Source organism: Streptomyces sp. NPDC053755, from assembly GCF_040677675.1.
Taxonomy (GTDB): Bacteria; Actinomycetota; Actinomycetes; order Streptomycetales; family Streptomycetaceae; genus Streptomyces.
In genome coordinates this window covers 75,632-92,260 of record NZ_JBFASK010000028.1, presented here as the reverse complement: position 1 = coordinate 92,260, position 16,629 = coordinate 75,632, and the positions used below count along the sequence as shown (strand labels likewise).

The following is a 16,629-nucleotide window of genomic DNA, read 5'->3' as shown; positions in this document are numbered from 1 at the left end:
CTCACCCTCTCGGGCTTTCCTCCGGGCTTTTTCCCTTCGGTCTTTCGTGTTTCCAACCTTACCAGATCCGTTTTCCGTTCCGTTTCCGGTTCGGATTGTGTTTCCGGCGGCCGATTGGGGCCTTGCCTTTCGGCGTGTTCACTACTTTAGCCGAATTCCGCAGTGACTCATAATCGAGCCATTCGGATCGGATTACGGAACGCCGAAATCCGCCCCTGCTGGGGTTCGCTGTAGGTAGTTGGGTGGCCGCTCCGAGGTGCTCGAACAAGCACGGCCCGGTTCCTGCGGCTCGGACTACATTAGGCGTGTCCAGCACCCGGGTCAAGTCGCGTCAAGAGGACCTCTTACGGGGCACATGGGCGCGGTACGGGCTCACCGTCGGGTCCTCGTCGATCCAGAAGCGCCAGGGGTGCGGGGCTCCCTCGCCGCCCACTCCGGTGCGGGGGCCGCTCCTGACCAGGTCAGGGGCTGGAGGGGTACCGGTGAGGACGGTCAGGGGGGAGTCCGGGCCGCCGCAGGCGTCCGTGCCGTTCAGGGAGAGGGCCACGTCGAGAGCGGTCGCCAGACGCGCCGGGCCCTTGGCCAGTTCCTTGTCGTAACGGGCCGAGAGTCGACGCTTCCGTGCCTGCTCCGCGCCGACCAGGACCTCCCCCGCGCGCAGCAGGACCCCGCTCGCGCGGCCCTCAGGACCGCACACCAGATTGAGGCAGTGCCACATGCCGTAGGTGAAGTAGACGTACGCGTGTCCGGGTGGGCCGAACATGACCGCGTTGCGGGCCGTGCGCCCGCGGAAGGCGTGCGAACCGGGGTCGATCTCTCCGGCGTACGCCTCCACCTCCGTCAGACGGAGTTCGATGCGGCCGGCCTCCGACGTTCTCACCAGGGTGCGGCCCAGGAGGTCGGGGGCGACCTCCAGGACGGGGCGGTCGTAGAAGTCCCGCGGGAGCGGCGTACGGTCGGGGCTCTCGCTCATGGCGTCCGAGCGTACTGGGGAGCACCGGTAAGCGGTGGGGAACCGGCGACGGTCGTCGCGCGTATGTAGGGGTCAGGACCAAGAAGGAGTGGACATGGGTTTCAAGAAGCTGCTCGCGAGCCTGGGCGCCGGTGGTGCGTCCGTGGAGACCGTGCTCACCGAGGAGAACGTCGTACCGGGCGGGGTCGTCCAGGGTGAGGTGCGGATCCAGGGCGGCTCGGTCGACCAGCAGATCGAGGGCCTGTCCGTGGGGCTCCAGGCGCGCGTCGAGGTCGAGGGCGGCGACCAGGAGACGAGGCAGGACATCGAGTTCGTCAAGGTGCGGCTCGGCGGCGCCTTCGAGGTGAAGGCGGGCGCGGTCCACGTCGTCCCGTTCGGCTTCGATGTCCCGTGGGAGACGCCGGTCACGGCCATCGGCGGACAGCAGCTGCGGGGGATGAACATCGGTGTGACCACCGAACTGGAGATCGCCCGCGCGGTGGACTCCGGTGACCTGGACCCCATCAACGTCCACCCGCTGCCGGCGCAGCAGGCGATCCTGGACGCCTTCCTCCAGCTCGGCTTCCGCTTCAAGAGCGCGGACATGGAGCGCGGCCACATCCGCGGGACCCGGCAGAAGCTGCCGTTCTACCAGGAGATCGAGTTCTTCCCGCCGCAGCAGTACCGGGGGCTGAACCAGGTCGAGGTCAGCTTCGTGGCGGACGACCGCGAGATGGACGTCGTCCTGGAGATGGACAAGAAGCCCGGCCTGTTCAGCGAGAGCAGCGACTCGTTCCGTTCCTTCAAGGTGGGCCTGGACGGTTTCCACACCACCGACTGGGCGGCTTACCTCAACCAGTGGCTCGCCGACGTCGGCGGTAAGCGGAACTGGCTCTAGGCTCGGCCGCGTACTGCATCAGGCGATACGGAGGTTCAGACGTGTCCGAGGGCAAGAGGGCGCCGCTCCCTCACGACTTCCATCCGCCGGTGCCGGCGTTCACCGTGGTGAGCGACGACATCGTGGCGGGCGGTGTGCTGAAGGCGGCTCAGGTGTACGCGGAGGGGAACACCTCGCCGCACCTGAGCTGGGAGGGGTTCCCGGCGGAGACGAAGTCCTTCGCCGTCACCTGCTTCGACCCGGACGCGCCGACGGGCAGCGGCTTCTGGCACTGGGTGGTGTTCGACATCCCGGCGACGGTCACCGAACTGCCGGCGGGCGCGGGCTCGAGGTCGTTCGAGGGACTGCCGGCGGGTGCCGTGCAGGTGCGCAACGACTACGGCTCGCGGGACTTCGGCGGCGCCGCTCCCCCGGCCGGTGAGAACCACCGTTACGTCTTCACCGTGTACGCGGTCGACTCGGAGAAGCTCGGTCCCGACGCGGACGCCTCTCCGGCCGCGGTGGGCTTCAACCTGCGGTTCCACACCCTGGGACGCGCGCAGTTGATCTCCGAGTACACGGCTCCCGCGAAGAGCTGAGCGTTCGTTTGTTGTTTGCCCGCTTCTGGTCTTGGAGAGATCAGAAGCGGGCACCTTTCGTTGTGCACGGATATTGCGTTGTCCAACCCGGCGCGCCCGGCCAGAGTTGATCCAAGCCCACGCCCCGCGAGGGGGCCGGGCCGGCACACGGGAGGTGGGCACAGTGCGGGACACGCTGGTACTGAACGCGAGCTTCGAGCCGCTGTCGACGGTCACACTTAACCGTGCGGTGGTGCTTGTCCTTCAGGACAAGGCCGTCGTCGAGCAGGAGCATCCCGGTCTCCGCATGCGTGCCGCCGCCGTCGACATACCGGTTCCCCGGGTGATCAGACTCTGCCGCTACGTCCGGGTGCCGTTCCGAAGACAGGCTCCGTGGTCGAGGCGGGGTGTGCTGGTGCGGGACCAGCACCGGTGCGCGTACTGCGGGAGGCGCGCGACGACCGTGGACCATGTGGTGCCACGGGCGCAGGGGGGTGCGGACAGCTGGCTGAACACGGTGGCGTCCTGCGCCGAGGACAATCACCGCAAAGCGGACCGGACTCCGGAGCAGGCGGGGATGCCGCTGCTGCACGAACCGTTCGTGCCGACGCCGGCCGACGCGATGCTGCTGGCGATGCGGGCGGGTGAGCGGTCGGAACTTCCGGCGTGGCTCGGGACCACGGCCGCCTGATTCCTGACGGATGTACGCGTGTGGGCCCGCCCCTCTTCTCGGGGGCGGGCCCCGCGTCGTTCAGCGCAGGAGGAGCTGGACGATCGCGGCGGTGCCGACGACCACGATGAATCCGCGCAGGACGGGTGCCGGGAGGCGGCGGCCGACCCTGGCTCCGATCTGGCCGCCGATGGCCGAGCCGACGGCGATGAGGAGGACGGCGGTCCAGTCGAAGGTGGCGACGAAGAGGAAGAAGAGCGCGGCGATGCTGTTGACGATCGCGGCGAGGACGTTCTTGACGGCGTTGAGGCGCTGGAGGGTGTCCGTGAGGAGCATGCCCATGAGGGAGAGGTAGATGATCCCCTGGGCCGCGGTGAAGTAGCCGCCGTAGACGCTGGCGAGGAGCAGGCCGGTCAGCAGGAGGGGGCCGCCGTCGGGGTCTCCGTGGGTGCCGGTGCGTGCGCGGCGGGCCTGGACGGCCTTGGAGAGCCGCGGCTGGAGGACGACGAGGACCAGGGCCAGGCCGACGAGGACGGGGACGATCGTCTCGAACGCGCGGGGCGGGAGCATCAGCAGCAGGACGGCGCCGGCGAGGCCGCCGGTGGCGGCGACGGTGCCGAGGCGGAGGATCCGGCGGCGCTGGCCCTTGAGTTCCGCGCGGTAGCCGATGGCGCCGCTGATGGAGCCCGGGATGAGGCCGAGGGCGTTGGAGACGGTGGCCGTGACCGGGGGGAGGCCGGTGAGGAGGAGGACCGGGAACGTGATCAGCGTTCCCGATCCGACGATGGTGTTGATGGTGCCGGCGCCGACACCGGCGGCGAAGACCGCCAGGATCTCCCAGATGGACAACGCCATCTCCTCACATGGTCGGTGTGTCGCCTCCCCGCCCGGACGTCGTCGGGGTCGAGGGGCTCACACCGATCATGCACGATTGCGTGTAGGTGTCAGTCAACCGGGGGTTCTTCGCGGCGCTCCACGCCGGAGCCGGTACGGCTGCCGGGGACGGTGCCGGTGTTGAAGCCGGGGACGCCGCCGCCGAGGTTGCCGAAGGCTCCGGAGAGCCCCTTGAGGGCGTCGCCGATCTCGCTGGGGACGATCCAGAGCTTGTTGGCGTCGCCTTCGGCGATCTTCGGGAGCATCTGGAGGTACTGGTACGAGAGGAGCTTCTGGTCCGGGTCTCCGGCGTGGATGGCCTCGAAGACCGTGCGCACCGCCTGGGCCTCGCCCTCGGCGCGCAGGGCGGCGGCCTTGGCCTCACCCTCGGCGCGGAGGATCGCGGACTGCTTCTCGCCTTCGGCGGTGAGGATCTGCGACTGGCGGATGCCCTCTGCGGTGAGGATCGCGGCGCGCTTGTCGCGGTCGGCGCGCATCTGCTTCTCCATCGAGTCCTGGATGGAGGTCGGGGGCTCGATGGCCTTGAGCTCGACGCGGTTGACGCGGATGCCCCACTTGCCGGTGGCCTCGTCGAGGACCCCGCGCAGGGCGGCGTTGATCTCCTCGCGGGAGGTGAGGGTCCGCTCCAGGTCCATGCCGCCGATGATGTTGCGCAGGGTGGTGACGGTGAGCTGCTCGATCGCCTGGATGTAGCTGGCGACTTCGTAGGTGGCGGCCCGGGCGTCGGTGACCTGGTAGTAGATGACGGTGTCGATGTTGACGACCAGGTTGTCCTGGGTGATCACCGGCTGGGGCGGGAAGGGGACGACCTGTTCGCGCAGGTCGATGCGGTTGCGGATGGAGTCGATGAACGGGACGACGATGTTCAGGCCGGCGTTGAGCGTTCGGGTGTAGCGGCCGAAGCGTTCCACGATCGCGGCGCTCGCCTGCGGGATGACCTGGATCGTCTTGATCAGGGCGATGAAGACAAGCACCACCAGAATGATCAGGACGATGATGACTGCTGACATCGTGTTCCCCGTGCCCTTCGCTGCCGGTTCACTGCCGGGTTGAGTTCGATGATCGAGTTTCCCAGACGGGGGGCCGTCGCGTGGGACGTTCGGTCACATGACCACGGCGGTCGCCCCGTCGATGTCGACGACGTCGACCTGCGCGCCCGGTTCGAAGCTCTGCCCGGAGTCGAGCGCGCGGGCGGACCAGATCTCGCCGGCGAGCTTGATGCGGCCGCCGCTGCCGTCCACCCGTTCGGTGACGACGGCCTGACGGCCTTTCAGGGCGTCGATGCCGCTGGCGTGCCGGGGCGGGCCGTTGCGGTGCCGGGCCGCGATGGGGCGGACCACGGCGAGGAGCGCCACCGAGACGACGACGAAGACGACCACTTGGGCGACGATGCCGAAGCCGAGACCGGCGGTCACGGCTCCGGCGATCGCGCCGACGGAGAACATGCCGAATTCGGGCATCGCGGTCAGGACCAGCGGAATGCCGAGTCCGACCGCGCCGATCAGCCACCAGACCCACGCGTCGATGTCCACGTGGTCATGGTAGGGCGGCGGGAACTCCGGGGACAGGGCGCGGCTCTGTGCGGAGACGCGACGCCCTTGTTCCGGAGGACCGGCCGACTACCGCTGGGCGGTGGTCACTTGAGCGGGAGGCCCTGGGCGGTGTAGCGGTCGCCGACGTGTTCGACGACGAGCGGCAGGCCGAAGCAGAGCGAGAGGTTGCGGGAGGTGAGCTCGGTCTCCATGGGGCCCGCGGCGAGGACCTTGCCCTGGCGGATCATCAGCACGTGGGTGAAGCCCGGGGCGATCTCCTCGACATGGTGGGTGACCATGATCATGGAGGGGGCGTACGGATCGCGGGCGAGGCGGCCGAGGCGGCGGACCAGGTCCTCGCGGCCGCCGAGGTCGAGTCCGGCGGCGGGCTCGTCGAGGAGGAGGAGCTCCGGGTCGGTCATCATCGCGCGGGCGATGAGGGTGCGCTTGCGCTCGCCCTCGGAGAGGGTGCCGAACCTGCGGTCCAGGTATTCGGTCATGCCGAGCCGGTCGAGGAAGGCGCGGGCGCGGTCCTCGTCGACGGCGTCGTAGTCCTCGTGCCAGGTGGCGGTCATGCCGTAGGCGGCGGTGAGGACGGTCTGCAGGACCGTCTGGCGCTTGGGGAGCTTCTCCGCCATGGCGATGCCGGCCATGCCGATGCGGGGGCGGAGGTCGAAGACGTCGGTGCCCACGCCACCGAGCTGCTCGCCGAGGACCCGTGCGGTGCCGGTGCTCGGGAAGAGGTAGCTGGAGGCGAGGTTGAGGAGGGTGGTCTTGCCGGCGCCGTTGGGACCGAGGATGACCCAGCGCTCGCCCTCCTTGACCGACCACGAGACATCGTCCACCAGAGCCCGTCCGTCGCGGACCACGGATACGTCCACCAGCTCCAGTACATCGCTCATGAGCGCGTTGTCTCCCCTTGCGGTCGAGTCGGGTCGTCGCCTTGCGCCGGTGGGCGCGGCGTCCAGGGAAAACCTACGCCACTCGCCGGGCGGGCCGGTCCTCAGGTGGGGCCTGGGGCCGGTCCGGCCCCGCAGGGGGTGGCGGGAGGGGCCGCTACGGGGTGTCGTGGACCGGTCGGGGCTTCGCCGGTCGCGGCATCGGGACACGACGACGCGGCGAGCGTGCGCACCGGACGCCGCGACCCGGGCGAGGGTTTCCTGGCACGACCTAGGCTGTGGGCATGCTTTCGGAACCACGCTCAGGACGCCTGGCCGCTTGGGGGAACGCCCTGTTGGCCGGATCGGTATCGCCGGACGAGGCGGTGCAGGCGATTGTCGGGGACGACGCGGTGCACCGCGTGGAGGGGCTGCCGGGTGAGGCGGGGCGGGTCGGGCTGACCCTGGCGCTCGGCCGGCTGCGGCGGCTGGGGGTGACCGGGTGGCGGGTGGCGCTGCCGGCGCCGGGGCATCCGCTGGGGCTGAGCGGGCCGCCGGACTTCAACGCGCGGGCGCTGGAGTCGGAGGAGGCGGTGGTGGGGTTCGGCGCGCCGTACGGTCTGGTGCCGGAGGTCACGGAGGCGGGTCCCGCGGGGGACGTGCACGTGGAGGTGGTCTGGCACTGTCTGCCGGTGCGGGAGGCTCCCCCCGCGGACGTGCCGTCGCTGGGCGAGGCCGAGCGGGAGCTGGCGGAGGCGCTGCGGGAGGCGACGGTGGTCCTGACGCGGCTCGACGTGGCGGGCTCGGGTCCGGTGGCGGACGCGGCCCGGGACGCGTACCGGGCGCGGGCGGAGGCGGGCCGCGAGGTCCTGGCGCCGGGGTATCCGCCGCGTGCGGTACGCGTCCTGGAGCTGGCCCAGCGGGTGGGCCTGCTGATCGACCTGGCGTACGACCACGGGCACGGGGGCGCGGTCAGCGCGTCCGAGATGGCGGCGCGGGGCGAGGCGCTGAGGCCGGTGGAGCGGGTGGCCCGGCGGGCGCAGGTGGCGGCCTACAACGCGTACGTGGAGGAGCGGGAGAGGGAGCGCTGACCGCCGGTCGCTCGGCGGCCCTCCCGGCACGGGGCGAAGCCCGGCCTCCGGGGGTTCTCCGGGGGCCGGGCCTGTCAGGGGTGGCGTCAGCCGTTGAGGGCGCCGTTGCCGAAGGCCGGGTTCAGCAGCCCGATGACGTTGACCGTGTTGCCCGAGACGTTCACGGGGACGTGCACGGGGGCCTGCACCAGGTTGCCGGAGGCGACGCCCGGGGAGTTGAGGGCCTGCCCGTGGGCGTGCGCACCGCCGTGGGCGGAGGCGACGCCCGCACCCGCGGCGACGATGCCACCGGCGACCATGGTGAGGGCAGCGGCCTTCTTGAGGTTGTTCACTTCAGGATCCTCCTGGTATTCGCCGCGGCCGGCCGCCGCAGCACGCCATGGAGAACGCCGGCGCCGCCCGGGGGTTGCGCCGAATGGGGGACATACACCCGACAGTATGAAGAGGGGAACGGAGGTGCCTCTTCCGCCCCACTCGTCACTTCCGTCATCTCACGTGGTCATGCCGTGTCGCACCGCCCACAGCGCCGCCTGGGTGCGGTCCGCCAGGTCGAGCTTCATGAGGATGTTCGAGACGTGCGTCTTGACGGTCTTCTCCGACAGGACGAGCGCCCGGGCGATCTCCCGGTTGGACCGCCCGTCCGCGATCAGGCCGAGCACCTCGCGCTCCCGCTCGGTGAGGGTGGAGCCCCGGCCCGTGCCGCCATGTCCGTCCTCCTGGGCGAGGAGCGCTCCGGCGACCTCCGGCTGGAGCAGTACGTGCCCGGCGTGCACGGAGCGGATGGCGCCGGCCAGGGCGTCGGGGTCCACGTCCTTGTAGACGTACCCCGACGCGCCCGCCCGGAGGGCCGGGACGACCGTGCGCTGCTCGGTGAAGCTGGTGACGATCAGCACCTTCGCCGGATTGGCCAGCTCGCGCAGCTTCCGCAGCGCCTCGATGCCGTCCATGCCGGGCATCTTCACGTCCATGAGGACCACGTCGGGGCGCAGCTCCTCGGCGCGGGCGACGCCTTCCGCGCCGTCCGAGGCCTCCCCCACGACCTCGATGTCGTCCTGGACCTCCAGGAACGTCCGCAGGCCGCGGCGCACCACCTGGTGGTCGTCGACCAGCAGGACGCGGATGAGGGTGTCAGCCACCAGGGACCTCCATCTCGATCGTGGTGCCCCGGCCGGGCTCCGATGTCACGGTGAGCCGTCCGCCGACGCCGCCGGCGCGGTGGCGCATGGAGACCAGGCCGAGGTGGCGGCCGGCCCTGCGGACCGTACGGGGGTCGAAGCCCGTGCCGTCGTCGGTGACGGTGAGGAGCGCCCCCTGGCCGTGTCGGGCCAGGGAGACGGTGACCAGCTCGGCCTTCGCGTGCCGCAGGGCGTTGTGCAGGGCCTCCTGGGCGACCCGGAGCATCGCCTCCTCCTGGGCGGCCGGCAGGGCGCGCACGCCGACGCTGTCGAAGGTGACCCTCGCACTGTGGGCGCGGTCGAGGACCTGGACGTGGGTGCGCAGGGTGTGGACGAGGCCGTCCTCGTCGAGAGCGGCCGGGCGGAGTTCGACGACGGCGGCGCGCAGCTCGTCGGCCGCCTCGGCGGCCAGCGAGGCGACCTGCTGGAGTTCGCCCTTGGCGCGGGCCGGGTCGCGGTCGACGAGGGTGGCGGCGGCCTGGGCGGTGAGGCGGAGCGAGAAGAGCTTCTGGCTGACGGCGTCGTGCAGCTCGTGGGCGAGGCGGGAGCGCTCCTCGGCGATGGTGAGCTCGCGGCTGCGCTCGTACAGCCGGGCGTTGGTCAGGGCGATGGCCGCGTGCTGGGCGAGGATCGACAACAGCTCCTCGTCCTCGGCGGTGAAGCCGCAGCCGCCGTTCGGCCGGGGGCAGCGCTTGTTGGCGAGGAAGAGCGCGCCGATGGTCTCGTCGCCGTCCTGGATGGGCAGACCGAGGAAGTCGGACATCACGGGGTGCGCGGCCGGCCAGCCCTCGAAGCGGGGGTCCTCGCGTACGTCGGCGAGCCGCTCGGGCTCCGCCTTGTGCAGCATGGCGGCGAGGATGCCGTGCTGGCGGGGCAGCGGGCCGATGGCACGCCACTGCTCCTCGCTCACACCGTCGACGACGAACTGGGCGAAGCCACCGTGGTCGTCGGGGACGCCCAGGGCCGCGTACTCGGCGTCGAGCAGCTCGCGCGCGGAGGCGACGATCGTCTTGAGGACGTCGCGGACCTCCAGATGGCGGCTCATCGCCAGCAGGGCGGTGCTCACGGCGGCCAGGCCGGAGCCGGGTCGGTGACTCATGGATTCACCGTACCGGTGGGGTGTGACGGTCCGTATCGGCCCGGGGACGGCCGTCGCCTAGGTCCCGGGGACTAGGTCGCCGTGTCCACGAGCCGCCGGACGGGGGCCGGCGCCCGCCCGCGCGCCCGGCCCGGCCGTGGGAGGTGGGGCGAGGGCGGTGCGGGGCCTTGCGGCCCCGGGGAGGACGTGGGGCCGGGGGCCGGAAGAGGGGCATGGGGCAGAGGCCCGCAAGAGGGGCATGGAACAGGGGGGACCGGGCAGGAGGCGCGGGCGGGGCATACGAGCGCCCGGGCGCCGGGCGACACACGGGTGAGCAGGGCGCGGACACCAGGCGGGGCAGGGGCGGGCGGGCGCGGACACCAGGCGGGGCAGGGGCGGGCAACCCACTCACTGTGCGCATTGCTGGCGCAACCTGCGGTGAGTTCGCGGTGCGGCCGATGTGAGCCCCCGCATAGGACGCACGTCACTTACGAACCACTTTAGTGGAGGCGTAAACAGCAGATGAGGGCGGTATGACCCGGCCTCGGGGCGGTGTCCGTGCGCGGTGCACGGGCCCCTGATCCACTACCCGGGATCGTACGTCACACCTTTGCCACAGCATTTTGCGGCCGCTAAGAATTGCAGCCGTCGCCGCCGAACAGGGCGCAGCGCCGCCCGGCCTGAGCGACACCCCCTGCGATTCGAAGAGGTACTACCGCATGTCTGCGAACAGCCACAGTCGTCTGAAGAAGACCCACAAGGTTTCCATCGCCGGCGTCGCCGCTCTCAGCGCCGCGGCCATCGGCTTCTCCCTGGTCCCCGGCAACGCCTCCGCCGAGACGGAGCCGCAGGCCCTGACCAACACGCAGCAGGTCGCCTGGTCGTACGACGCGAACAGCCCGCAGGCCAAGGCTCTCCACGCCAGCCTTACCGAGCAGCAGAGCGCGATCGGCCTGAAGGCCAAGCAGGAGGCCGAAGCCAAGATCAAGGCCGCCGCGCAGGCCAAGGCCGACGCTCAGGCGAAGGCCGCCGCCAAGGCGAAGGCCGCGGCCAAGGCCAAGGCGGACGCGAAGAAGCGCGCCGAGGCGAAGGCGGCCGCGAGCCGTGCCGCCGCCCGCACTCCCGTCTTCGCGAACAACCTCGACGGCTGGATCCGCGAGGCCCTGTTCATCATGGACAAGCACAACATCCCCGGCACCTACGAGGGCATCCACCGCAACATCATGCGGGAGTCCAGCGGTAACCCGCGGGCGATCAACAACTGGGACATCAACGCCATCAACGGTGTCCCGTCGAAGGGCCTGCTCCAGGTCATCTACCCGACCTTCAAGACGTACCACGTGCCCGGCACCAAGTTCGACCAGTACGACCCGGTCGCGAACATCGTCGCCGCGTGCAACTACGCCGCCGACCGCTACGGCTCGATGGACAACGTGAACAGCGCCTACTGACCGTAGGCAGCGCAGACGCCGAAAGGGCGGCACCCGTGCTGGGGTGCCGCCCTTCGGCGCGTCCGGGCGCTGTTACTTGCGCATGACCTCGGGCTCGTGGCGGCGGAGCAGACGCGCCACCGCGAAGCCGCAGGCGATGCCGATGAGCAGCAGGACCGTGAGGTTGAAGCCCCACTGGCCGACGGTGTGGTCCCACAGCGGGTCCAGGTTGGTCGGGTCCTTGTGGTCCCACGGCGGCATCAGGTGGGCGAGGTCGAGGGTCGAGCCCGCCGCGGCGATGGCCCAGCGCGAGGGCATCAGCCAGGCGAACTGCTCCAGGCCCGGGGACCCGTACACCTGGAAGAGGATGCCGGTGAACACGACCTGGACGATCGCGAACATGACGAGCAGCGGCATCGTCTTCTCGGCGGTCTTCACCAGCGAGGAGATGACCAGGCCGAACATCATCGAGGTGAAGCCGAGGGCGATGATCGTGACGCACAGCTCGACGGCCGGCGGCAGGACCAGGCCCTCCGCGGGCAGCTCGCGGGTGGCGAAGCCGATGCCGCAGATGATCACGCCCTGGATGGCGGTGATCACGCCGAGGACGATGACCTTGGACATCAGGTACGCCGAGCGGGACAGGCCGGTGGCCCGCTCCCGTTCGTAGATGACCCGCTCCTTGATCAGTTCTCGTACGGAGTTGGCGGCGCCCGAGAAGCACATGCCGACCGCGAGGATGAGCATGATCGTGCCGGCGTCGCCGTTGAAGCGGGACGGCGGCTTGGGCGGCGCGAGGCCGAAGTCGGCGGGGATGACGACCGAGACCAGGCCGAGGACGGCCGGCAGGACCACCATCAGGCCCATGAAGCCCTTGTCGGACGCGATCACCGAGGAGTAGCGGCGGATCAGGGTCCACAGCTGGGAGCCCCAGCCCTGCGGCTTGGGCGGCCTGGCCATCGCCTGCTGCGGCATCTGGACGGGCTGCGCGGCGACGGCGTCGATGTCCGCGGCGTACATCTGGTAGTGCTGCGAACCCTTCCAGCGGCCCGCCCAGTCGTAGTCGCGGTAGTTCTCGAAGGCGGAGAAGACGTCGGCCCAGGTGCTGTAGCCGAAGAAGTTCAGCGCCTCCTCCGGCGGACCGAAGTAGGCCACCGAGCCGCCCGGCGCCATGACCAGGAGCTTGTCGCACAGGCCCAGCTCGGCCACCGAGTGGGTGACGACGAGGACCGTGCGGCCGTCGTCGGCGAGGCCGCGCAGCAGCTGCATGACGTCACGGTCCATGCCCGGGTCGAGGCCGGAGGTCGGCTCGTCGAGGAAGATCAGCGACGGCTTGGTCAGGAGCTCCAGGGCGACGGAGACGCGCTTGCGCTGGCCACCGGAGAGGGAGGTGACCTTCTTCTCCTTGTGGATGTCGAGCTTGAGCTCGCGCAGCACCTCGTCGATGCGGGCCTCGCGCTCGGCCTCGGCGGTGTCGCCGGGAAAGCGGAGCTTGGCGGCGTAGCGGAGCGCCTTCTGGACGGTCAGCTCCTTGTGCAGGATGTCGTCCTGCGGGACCAGACCGATGCGCTGGCGCAGCTCGGCGAACTGCTTGTAGAGGCTCCGGTTGTCGTAGAGGACGTCGCCCTCGTTGGCCGGGCGGTAGCCGGTCAGCGCCTTGAGGAGGGTGGACTTGCCGGATCCGGAGGGGCCGATGACCCCGATCAGCGACTTCTCGGGGACACCGAAGGAGACGTCCTTCAGGATCTGCTTGCCGCCGTCGACCGTGACGGTGAGGTGGCGGGCCGAGAAGGAGACCTCACCGGTGTCGACGAACTCCTCGAGCTGTCCGCCGACCATCCGGAAGGTCGAGTGACCGACACCGACGATGTCGTTGGGGCCGATGAGGACGGAGCCGCCCTTGGCGATCGGCTGACCGTTGACGTAGGTGCCGTTGTGGGAGCCGAGGTCACGGATCTCGAAACGGCCGTCGGGGGTGGCGTGGAACTCGGCGTGGTGGCGCGAGACCTGGAGGTCGGAGACGACCAGTTCGTTCTCGAGGGCACGACCGATGCGCATGACGTGGCCGAGGGCCAGCTGGTGGAACGTGGTGGGGCTGCGGTCGCCGTAGACCGGCGGCGCCCCCGCGCTGCCGCCGCCCTGGCCGGCCACCTTCTGCGCCAACTGCTCGGCGGGACCCGCCTGCTGCGGGAACTGCTGCTGCGGCGCCTGCTGGTGCGGCTGGGCCGGCGGCTGCTGCCAGCCCTGCTGCTGCGGCGGCGCCTGATGGGTCGCCCAGTCGGCCTGCGCCGCGCCCTGGTGAGCGGGGGCCGCCTGCGCCGGTGCCTGCTGGGCCGCGGCTCCCGCGGCGAGATCCAGCCGGGGGCCGTCGGTCGCGTTGCCGAGGTGCACCGTGGAACCGGGCCCGATCTCCACCTGGTGGACCTGCCGGCCCTGCACGAAGGTGCCGTTGGTCGAGCCGTGGTCCTCGAGGACCCAACTCCGCCCGCTCCAGCTGATGGTGGCGTGCCGCCACGAGACCCTGGCGTCGTCGATCACCAGGTCGCCCTGCGGATCACGTCCGAGGGTGTACGACCTGGACGGATCGAGAGTCCAGGTCCTTCCGTTCAATTCCAGTACGAGTTCTGGCACTCCATGCCCCACTACTTGTCCCCCGATGTACCCCCGTCGCTGGGAGTCCAGGGATGGCGAACATCCGGGGGGAACTATTTCAGGCCGGGTCCCGTATCCGAAAGTCGGGCGGTGTGAAGACCCCGCAGAGGCACGGACGGCGTCTTCGCGAATGGGGCAAGCCGCCACGAACCGGAGGCGCGGGGACATGGACCGGCGGGCTCCGGCGCGGAGGCGGTGGCGGGGGCGTCCGCGGGGCGCGGCGGTCCGGGCGGCGTTACCGTGACAGGGGGTGGGACCAGTCGGGTGTCCGGTACGCGGGACGGGGAGGCTGGTGGCACCCCGTGCCCGATACGGTGGAAGCACCATGAGCGCATCGCAGACCTCAGACGTTCCCACCCTTCTCGTCAAGATCTTCGGGAAGGACCGCCCCGGGATCACCGCCGGGCTCTTCGACACCCTCGCCGCCTACTCCGTCGACGTCGTGGACATCGAGCAGGTCGTGTCCCGCGGCCGCCTCGTGCTGTGCGCGCTCGTGACCGAGCCGACCGTCGCCTCCCAGGGCGAGCTCCGGGCCACCGTCCACAGCTGGGCCGAGTCGCTGAAGCTCCAGGCCGAGATCATCTCCGGCACCGGCGACAACCGTCCGCGGGGCAGCGGCCGGTCCCACGTCACCGTGCTCGGCCACCCGCTGACCGCCGAGGCGACCGCCGCCATAGCGGCCAGGATCACCGGGACCGGCGGCAACATCGACCGTATCTTCCGCCTCGCGAAGTATCCGGTGACGGCGGTGGAGTTCGCCGTCTCCGGCTGTGAGACCGAGCCCCTGCGAACCGCCCTCGCGCCCGCGTCGCACCACATCGGCGTGGACGTCGCCGTCGTCTCGGCGGGGCTGCACCGCCGTGCCCAGCGTCTGGTGGTGATGGACGTCGACTCCACGCTCATCCAGGACGAGGTCATCGAGCTGTTCGCGGCACACGCGGGCTGCGAGGACAAGGTCGCCGAGGTCACCGAGGCGGCGATGCGCGGCGAGCTGGACTTCGAGCAGTCCCTCCACGCGCGCGTGGCGCTGCTGGAGGGGCTGGACGCCTCCGTGGTGGACAAGGTCCGTGCCGAGGTGCGGCTCACTCCCGGTGCCCGCACCCTCATCCGTACCCTCAAGCGGCTCGGCTATCAGGTCGGTGTCGTCTCCGGGGGGTTCACCCAGGTCACGGACGACCTCAAGGAGCGGCTGGGGCTGGACTTCGCCTCGGCCAACACGCTGGAGATCGTGGACGGCCGGCTGACCGGCCGGGTGACGGGCGAGATCGTGGACCGGGCCGGCAAGGCGCGGCTGCTGCGGCGGTTCGCCACCGAGGCGGGCGTGCCGCTGGCGCAGACCGTGGCGATCGGCGACGGGGCCAACGACCTGGACATGCTGAACGCGGCCGGGCTCGGCGTGGCCTTCAACGCCAAGCCGGTCGTGCGCGAGGCCGCGCACACGGCCGTGAACGTGCCCTTCCTGGACACCGTGCTCTACCTTCTCGGCATCACCCGCGAGGAGGTCGAGGCGGCGGACGGCGGCGAGGAGCCGCCCCACTGACGGCGCCGCACCCGCCCACCGCGCACGCCGAGGGCCCGGTCACCGAGCGGTGACCGGGCCCTTTCGCGGCCGTGGGGGCGGTGAGGAACGGGGAGGCGGCGGGCGTACGCGCTCGGCCGTGCGGAGGCCGGCCGCACCGGCGTCGGGGCTCGGCCGTGCGGGTCGTCCTGACGGGTCCCCCGTAAGGGATCGGCCTGGCGAAGTCCCCGTACGTGTCCCCCGTACGGGATCAGTCGTACGAGTCAGTCGTGCGAGTCAGTCGTGCGAGTCAGTCGTGCGGGGCCCAGTAGTCGAGGAGGGTGGCCACGCCGTGCTCGACGGACTTCCAGGAGCCGGTGAAGCCGAGGACGGAGAAGGCGGCGGTGGGGAAGCCTCCGCGGTTCATCCGGGTCAGCGTGTCCCCCTCGGCCGAGCCCGCGAGGGCGTCGGAGAGCGCGTGCATCCCGGGGTTGTGCCCGATGACGAGGAGGTCGTCCACATCCTCCGGCGTCTCGTTGACCAGAGCGATGAGCTCGCCGAGCGAGGCCTCGTACAACCGCTCCTCATAGACGGTCCTGGGGCGGTGCGGCAGCTCGTGCACGGCCAGTTTCCAGGTCTCGCGCGTTCTCACGGCGGTCGAGCAGAGGGCCAGATCGAAGGAGATCCCGGTCTCGGCCAGTCTGCGGCCGGCCACGGGGGCGTCCGTGCGGCCGCGCTCGGCGAGCGGTCGCTCGTGATCGGACACCTGCGGCCAGTCGGCCTTCGCGTGCCGGAGCAGCACGATCCTGCGGGGTGTGTCGACGCTCATGCGCTCCAGCTTCCCACGAAACGGCTCACGCCGACTCAGAGAGAGAGCGTTTGCCGGATCTCCCGGAGGACGTGACCGACCGCCGGGTCGGGGCCGGCGGCGTGGGCCTTTCCCGGTCCGGTGATGAGCACGAAGAGGGCGGCGAACGCGGCCACCGGCAGGGCGAGGGCCCACCAGGGCAGCCGGGTGGCCACGCCGGTCGGCGTGTTCCGGGTGCTGGGGTGCGTAAGGGCCGGCATGGCCGCCTCCGAGGGTGATCCGTTGCGATGACTCCAACGTACGGATCGGCGGCGGTCGGGCCCATCCGGTGATCCACCCACTTCACCCTGAGACCCGCCCCCTAGGGGACGGTGGGGAAAGCCCCACCCTCCCCTCGGTTCACGGGGAGGCGATCGAGGCGATGACGGCGATGACGACCGTGATGCCCAGCATCGCGCCGAGCACGATGAGGAGCTTCTTCTGGCCGTTCTGGGGATTCGGGTCGAGCACTGGCAT

The 16,629-nt window shown here is 70.7% G+C and carries 18 protein-coding genes; 6 read left to right on the top strand and 12 right to left on the bottom strand.

The features are described from left to right. Positions 1-331: 331 nt before the first annotated feature. Positions 332-973, bottom strand: coding sequence for a DNA-3-methyladenine glycosylase (locus AB0K65_RS24580; protein WP_365719983.1), 642 nt, complete (start codon positions 971-973; stop codon positions 332-334). Positions 974-1,067: 94 nt separating this feature from the next. On the opposite strand from AB0K65_RS24580, the gene AB0K65_RS24575 reads away from it, so the two are divergent. The 3 genes from AB0K65_RS24575 (at position 1,068) to AB0K65_RS24565 (ending at position 3,098) form a co-directional block, all read left to right on the top strand. After that, on the top strand, positions 1,068-1,850 hold the full coding sequence (locus AB0K65_RS24575; protein ID WP_365719981.1) for a sporulation protein: 783 nt from the start codon (positions 1,068-1,070) through the stop codon (positions 1,848-1,850). A 41-nt stretch (positions 1,851-1,891) separates the two neighbouring features. Continuing rightward, a complete protein-coding gene (locus AB0K65_RS24570; RefSeq protein WP_365719979.1) occupies positions 1,892-2,428 on the top strand; it encodes a YbhB/YbcL family Raf kinase inhibitor-like protein in 537 nt (178 codons plus the stop codon). 163 nt (positions 2,429-2,591) lie between these two features. Next, the gene (locus AB0K65_RS24565) at positions 2,592-3,098 is read left to right on the top strand and encodes an HNH endonuclease (RefSeq protein WP_365719977.1); all 507 of its coding nucleotides are present in this window, start codon (positions 2,592-2,594) and stop codon (positions 3,096-3,098) included. A gap of 60 nt (positions 3,099-3,158) precedes the next feature. On the opposite strand, the gene AB0K65_RS24560 is transcribed toward AB0K65_RS24565, so the two are convergent. The 4 genes from AB0K65_RS24560 to AB0K65_RS24545 form a co-directional block, all read right to left on the bottom strand. Then, on the bottom strand, positions 3,159-3,932 hold the full coding sequence (locus AB0K65_RS24560; protein ID WP_365719975.1) for a sulfite exporter TauE/SafE family protein: 774 nt from the start codon (positions 3,930-3,932) through the stop codon (positions 3,159-3,161). An 89-nt stretch (positions 3,933-4,021) separates the two neighbouring features. Then, the gene (locus AB0K65_RS24555; RefSeq protein WP_365719973.1) at positions 4,022-4,981 is read right to left on the bottom strand and encodes an SPFH domain-containing protein; all 960 of its coding nucleotides are present in this window, start codon (positions 4,979-4,981) and stop codon (positions 4,022-4,024) included. Between the two features lie 93 nt (positions 4,982-5,074). Next, complete coding sequence (locus AB0K65_RS24550; protein WP_365719971.1) at positions 5,075-5,503, bottom strand: NfeD family protein; 429 nt, start codon at positions 5,501-5,503, stop codon at positions 5,075-5,077. A 104-nt stretch (positions 5,504-5,607) separates the two neighbouring features. After that, positions 5,608-6,405 (bottom strand): ABC transporter ATP-binding protein, encoded by a 798-nt coding sequence (locus AB0K65_RS24545; protein WP_365719969.1) that lies wholly within the window; start codon positions 6,403-6,405, stop codon positions 5,608-5,610. Positions 6,406-6,686: 281 nt separating this feature from the next. Between AB0K65_RS24545 and AB0K65_RS24540 the strand changes: the two genes are divergently transcribed. Further along, positions 6,687-7,472, top strand: coding sequence for a hypothetical protein (locus tag AB0K65_RS24540; RefSeq protein WP_365719967.1), 786 nt, complete (start codon positions 6,687-6,689; stop codon positions 7,470-7,472). 86 nt (positions 7,473-7,558) lie between these two features. Here AB0K65_RS24540 and AB0K65_RS24535 read toward each other — a convergent pair whose 3' ends face one another. The 3 genes from AB0K65_RS24535 to AB0K65_RS24525 all read right to left on the bottom strand — a co-directional run bounded on the left by AB0K65_RS24535 (position 7,559) and on the right by AB0K65_RS24525 (position 9,746). Further along, the gene (locus tag AB0K65_RS24535) at positions 7,559-7,804 is read right to left on the bottom strand and encodes a chaplin (protein WP_365719965.1); all 246 of its coding nucleotides are present in this window, start codon (positions 7,802-7,804) and stop codon (positions 7,559-7,561) included. A gap of 159 nt (positions 7,805-7,963) precedes the next feature. Continuing rightward, positions 7,964-8,608, bottom strand: coding sequence for a response regulator transcription factor (locus AB0K65_RS24530; RefSeq protein WP_365719963.1), 645 nt, complete (start codon positions 8,606-8,608; stop codon positions 7,964-7,966). After that, positions 8,601-9,746 (bottom strand): GAF domain-containing sensor histidine kinase, encoded by a 1,146-nt coding sequence (locus tag AB0K65_RS24525; RefSeq protein WP_365719961.1) that lies wholly within the window; start codon positions 9,744-9,746, stop codon positions 8,601-8,603. Before AB0K65_RS24525 ends, AB0K65_RS24530 begins: the two co-directional genes overlap by 8 nt. Before the next feature lie 698 nt (positions 9,747-10,444). Between AB0K65_RS24525 and AB0K65_RS24520 the strand changes: the two genes are divergently transcribed. Beyond that, complete coding sequence (locus AB0K65_RS24520; protein WP_365719959.1) at positions 10,445-11,176, top strand: transglycosylase SLT domain-containing protein; 732 nt, start codon at positions 10,445-10,447, stop codon at positions 11,174-11,176. A gap of 72 nt (positions 11,177-11,248) precedes the next feature. On the opposite strand, the gene AB0K65_RS24515 is transcribed toward AB0K65_RS24520, so the two are convergent. Then, the gene (locus tag AB0K65_RS24515; RefSeq protein ID WP_365719957.1) at positions 11,249-13,786 is read right to left on the bottom strand and encodes an FHA domain-containing protein; all 2,538 of its coding nucleotides are present in this window, start codon (positions 13,784-13,786) and stop codon (positions 11,249-11,251) included. A 346-nt stretch (positions 13,787-14,132) separates the two neighbouring features. Here AB0K65_RS24515 and serB point away from each other — a divergent pair, with 346 nt between their 5' ends. After that, complete coding sequence (gene serB / locus AB0K65_RS24510) at positions 14,133-15,347, top strand: phosphoserine phosphatase SerB (protein WP_365719955.1); 1,215 nt, start codon at positions 14,133-14,135, stop codon at positions 15,345-15,347. A gap of 268 nt (positions 15,348-15,615) precedes the next feature. Here the strand turns inward: serB and AB0K65_RS24505 are convergent, their stop codons facing one another. The 3 genes from AB0K65_RS24505 to AB0K65_RS24495 form a co-directional block, all read right to left on the bottom strand. Beyond that, the gene (locus AB0K65_RS24505) at positions 15,616-16,134 is read right to left on the bottom strand and encodes a histidine phosphatase family protein (protein ID WP_365719953.1); all 519 of its coding nucleotides are present in this window, start codon (positions 16,132-16,134) and stop codon (positions 15,616-15,618) included. 35 nt (positions 16,135-16,169) lie between these two features. Further along, positions 16,170-16,373 carry a hypothetical protein gene (locus AB0K65_RS24500; protein ID WP_365719951.1) on the bottom strand — a complete coding sequence of 68 codons (204 nt, stop codon included), beginning with the start codon at positions 16,371-16,373 and terminating at the stop codon, positions 16,170-16,172. A 139-nt stretch (positions 16,374-16,512) separates the two neighbouring features. Further along, on the bottom strand, positions 16,513-16,629 hold the full coding sequence (locus AB0K65_RS24495) for an SGM_5486 family transporter-associated protein (protein WP_268247900.1): 117 nt from the start codon (positions 16,627-16,629) through the stop codon (positions 16,513-16,515).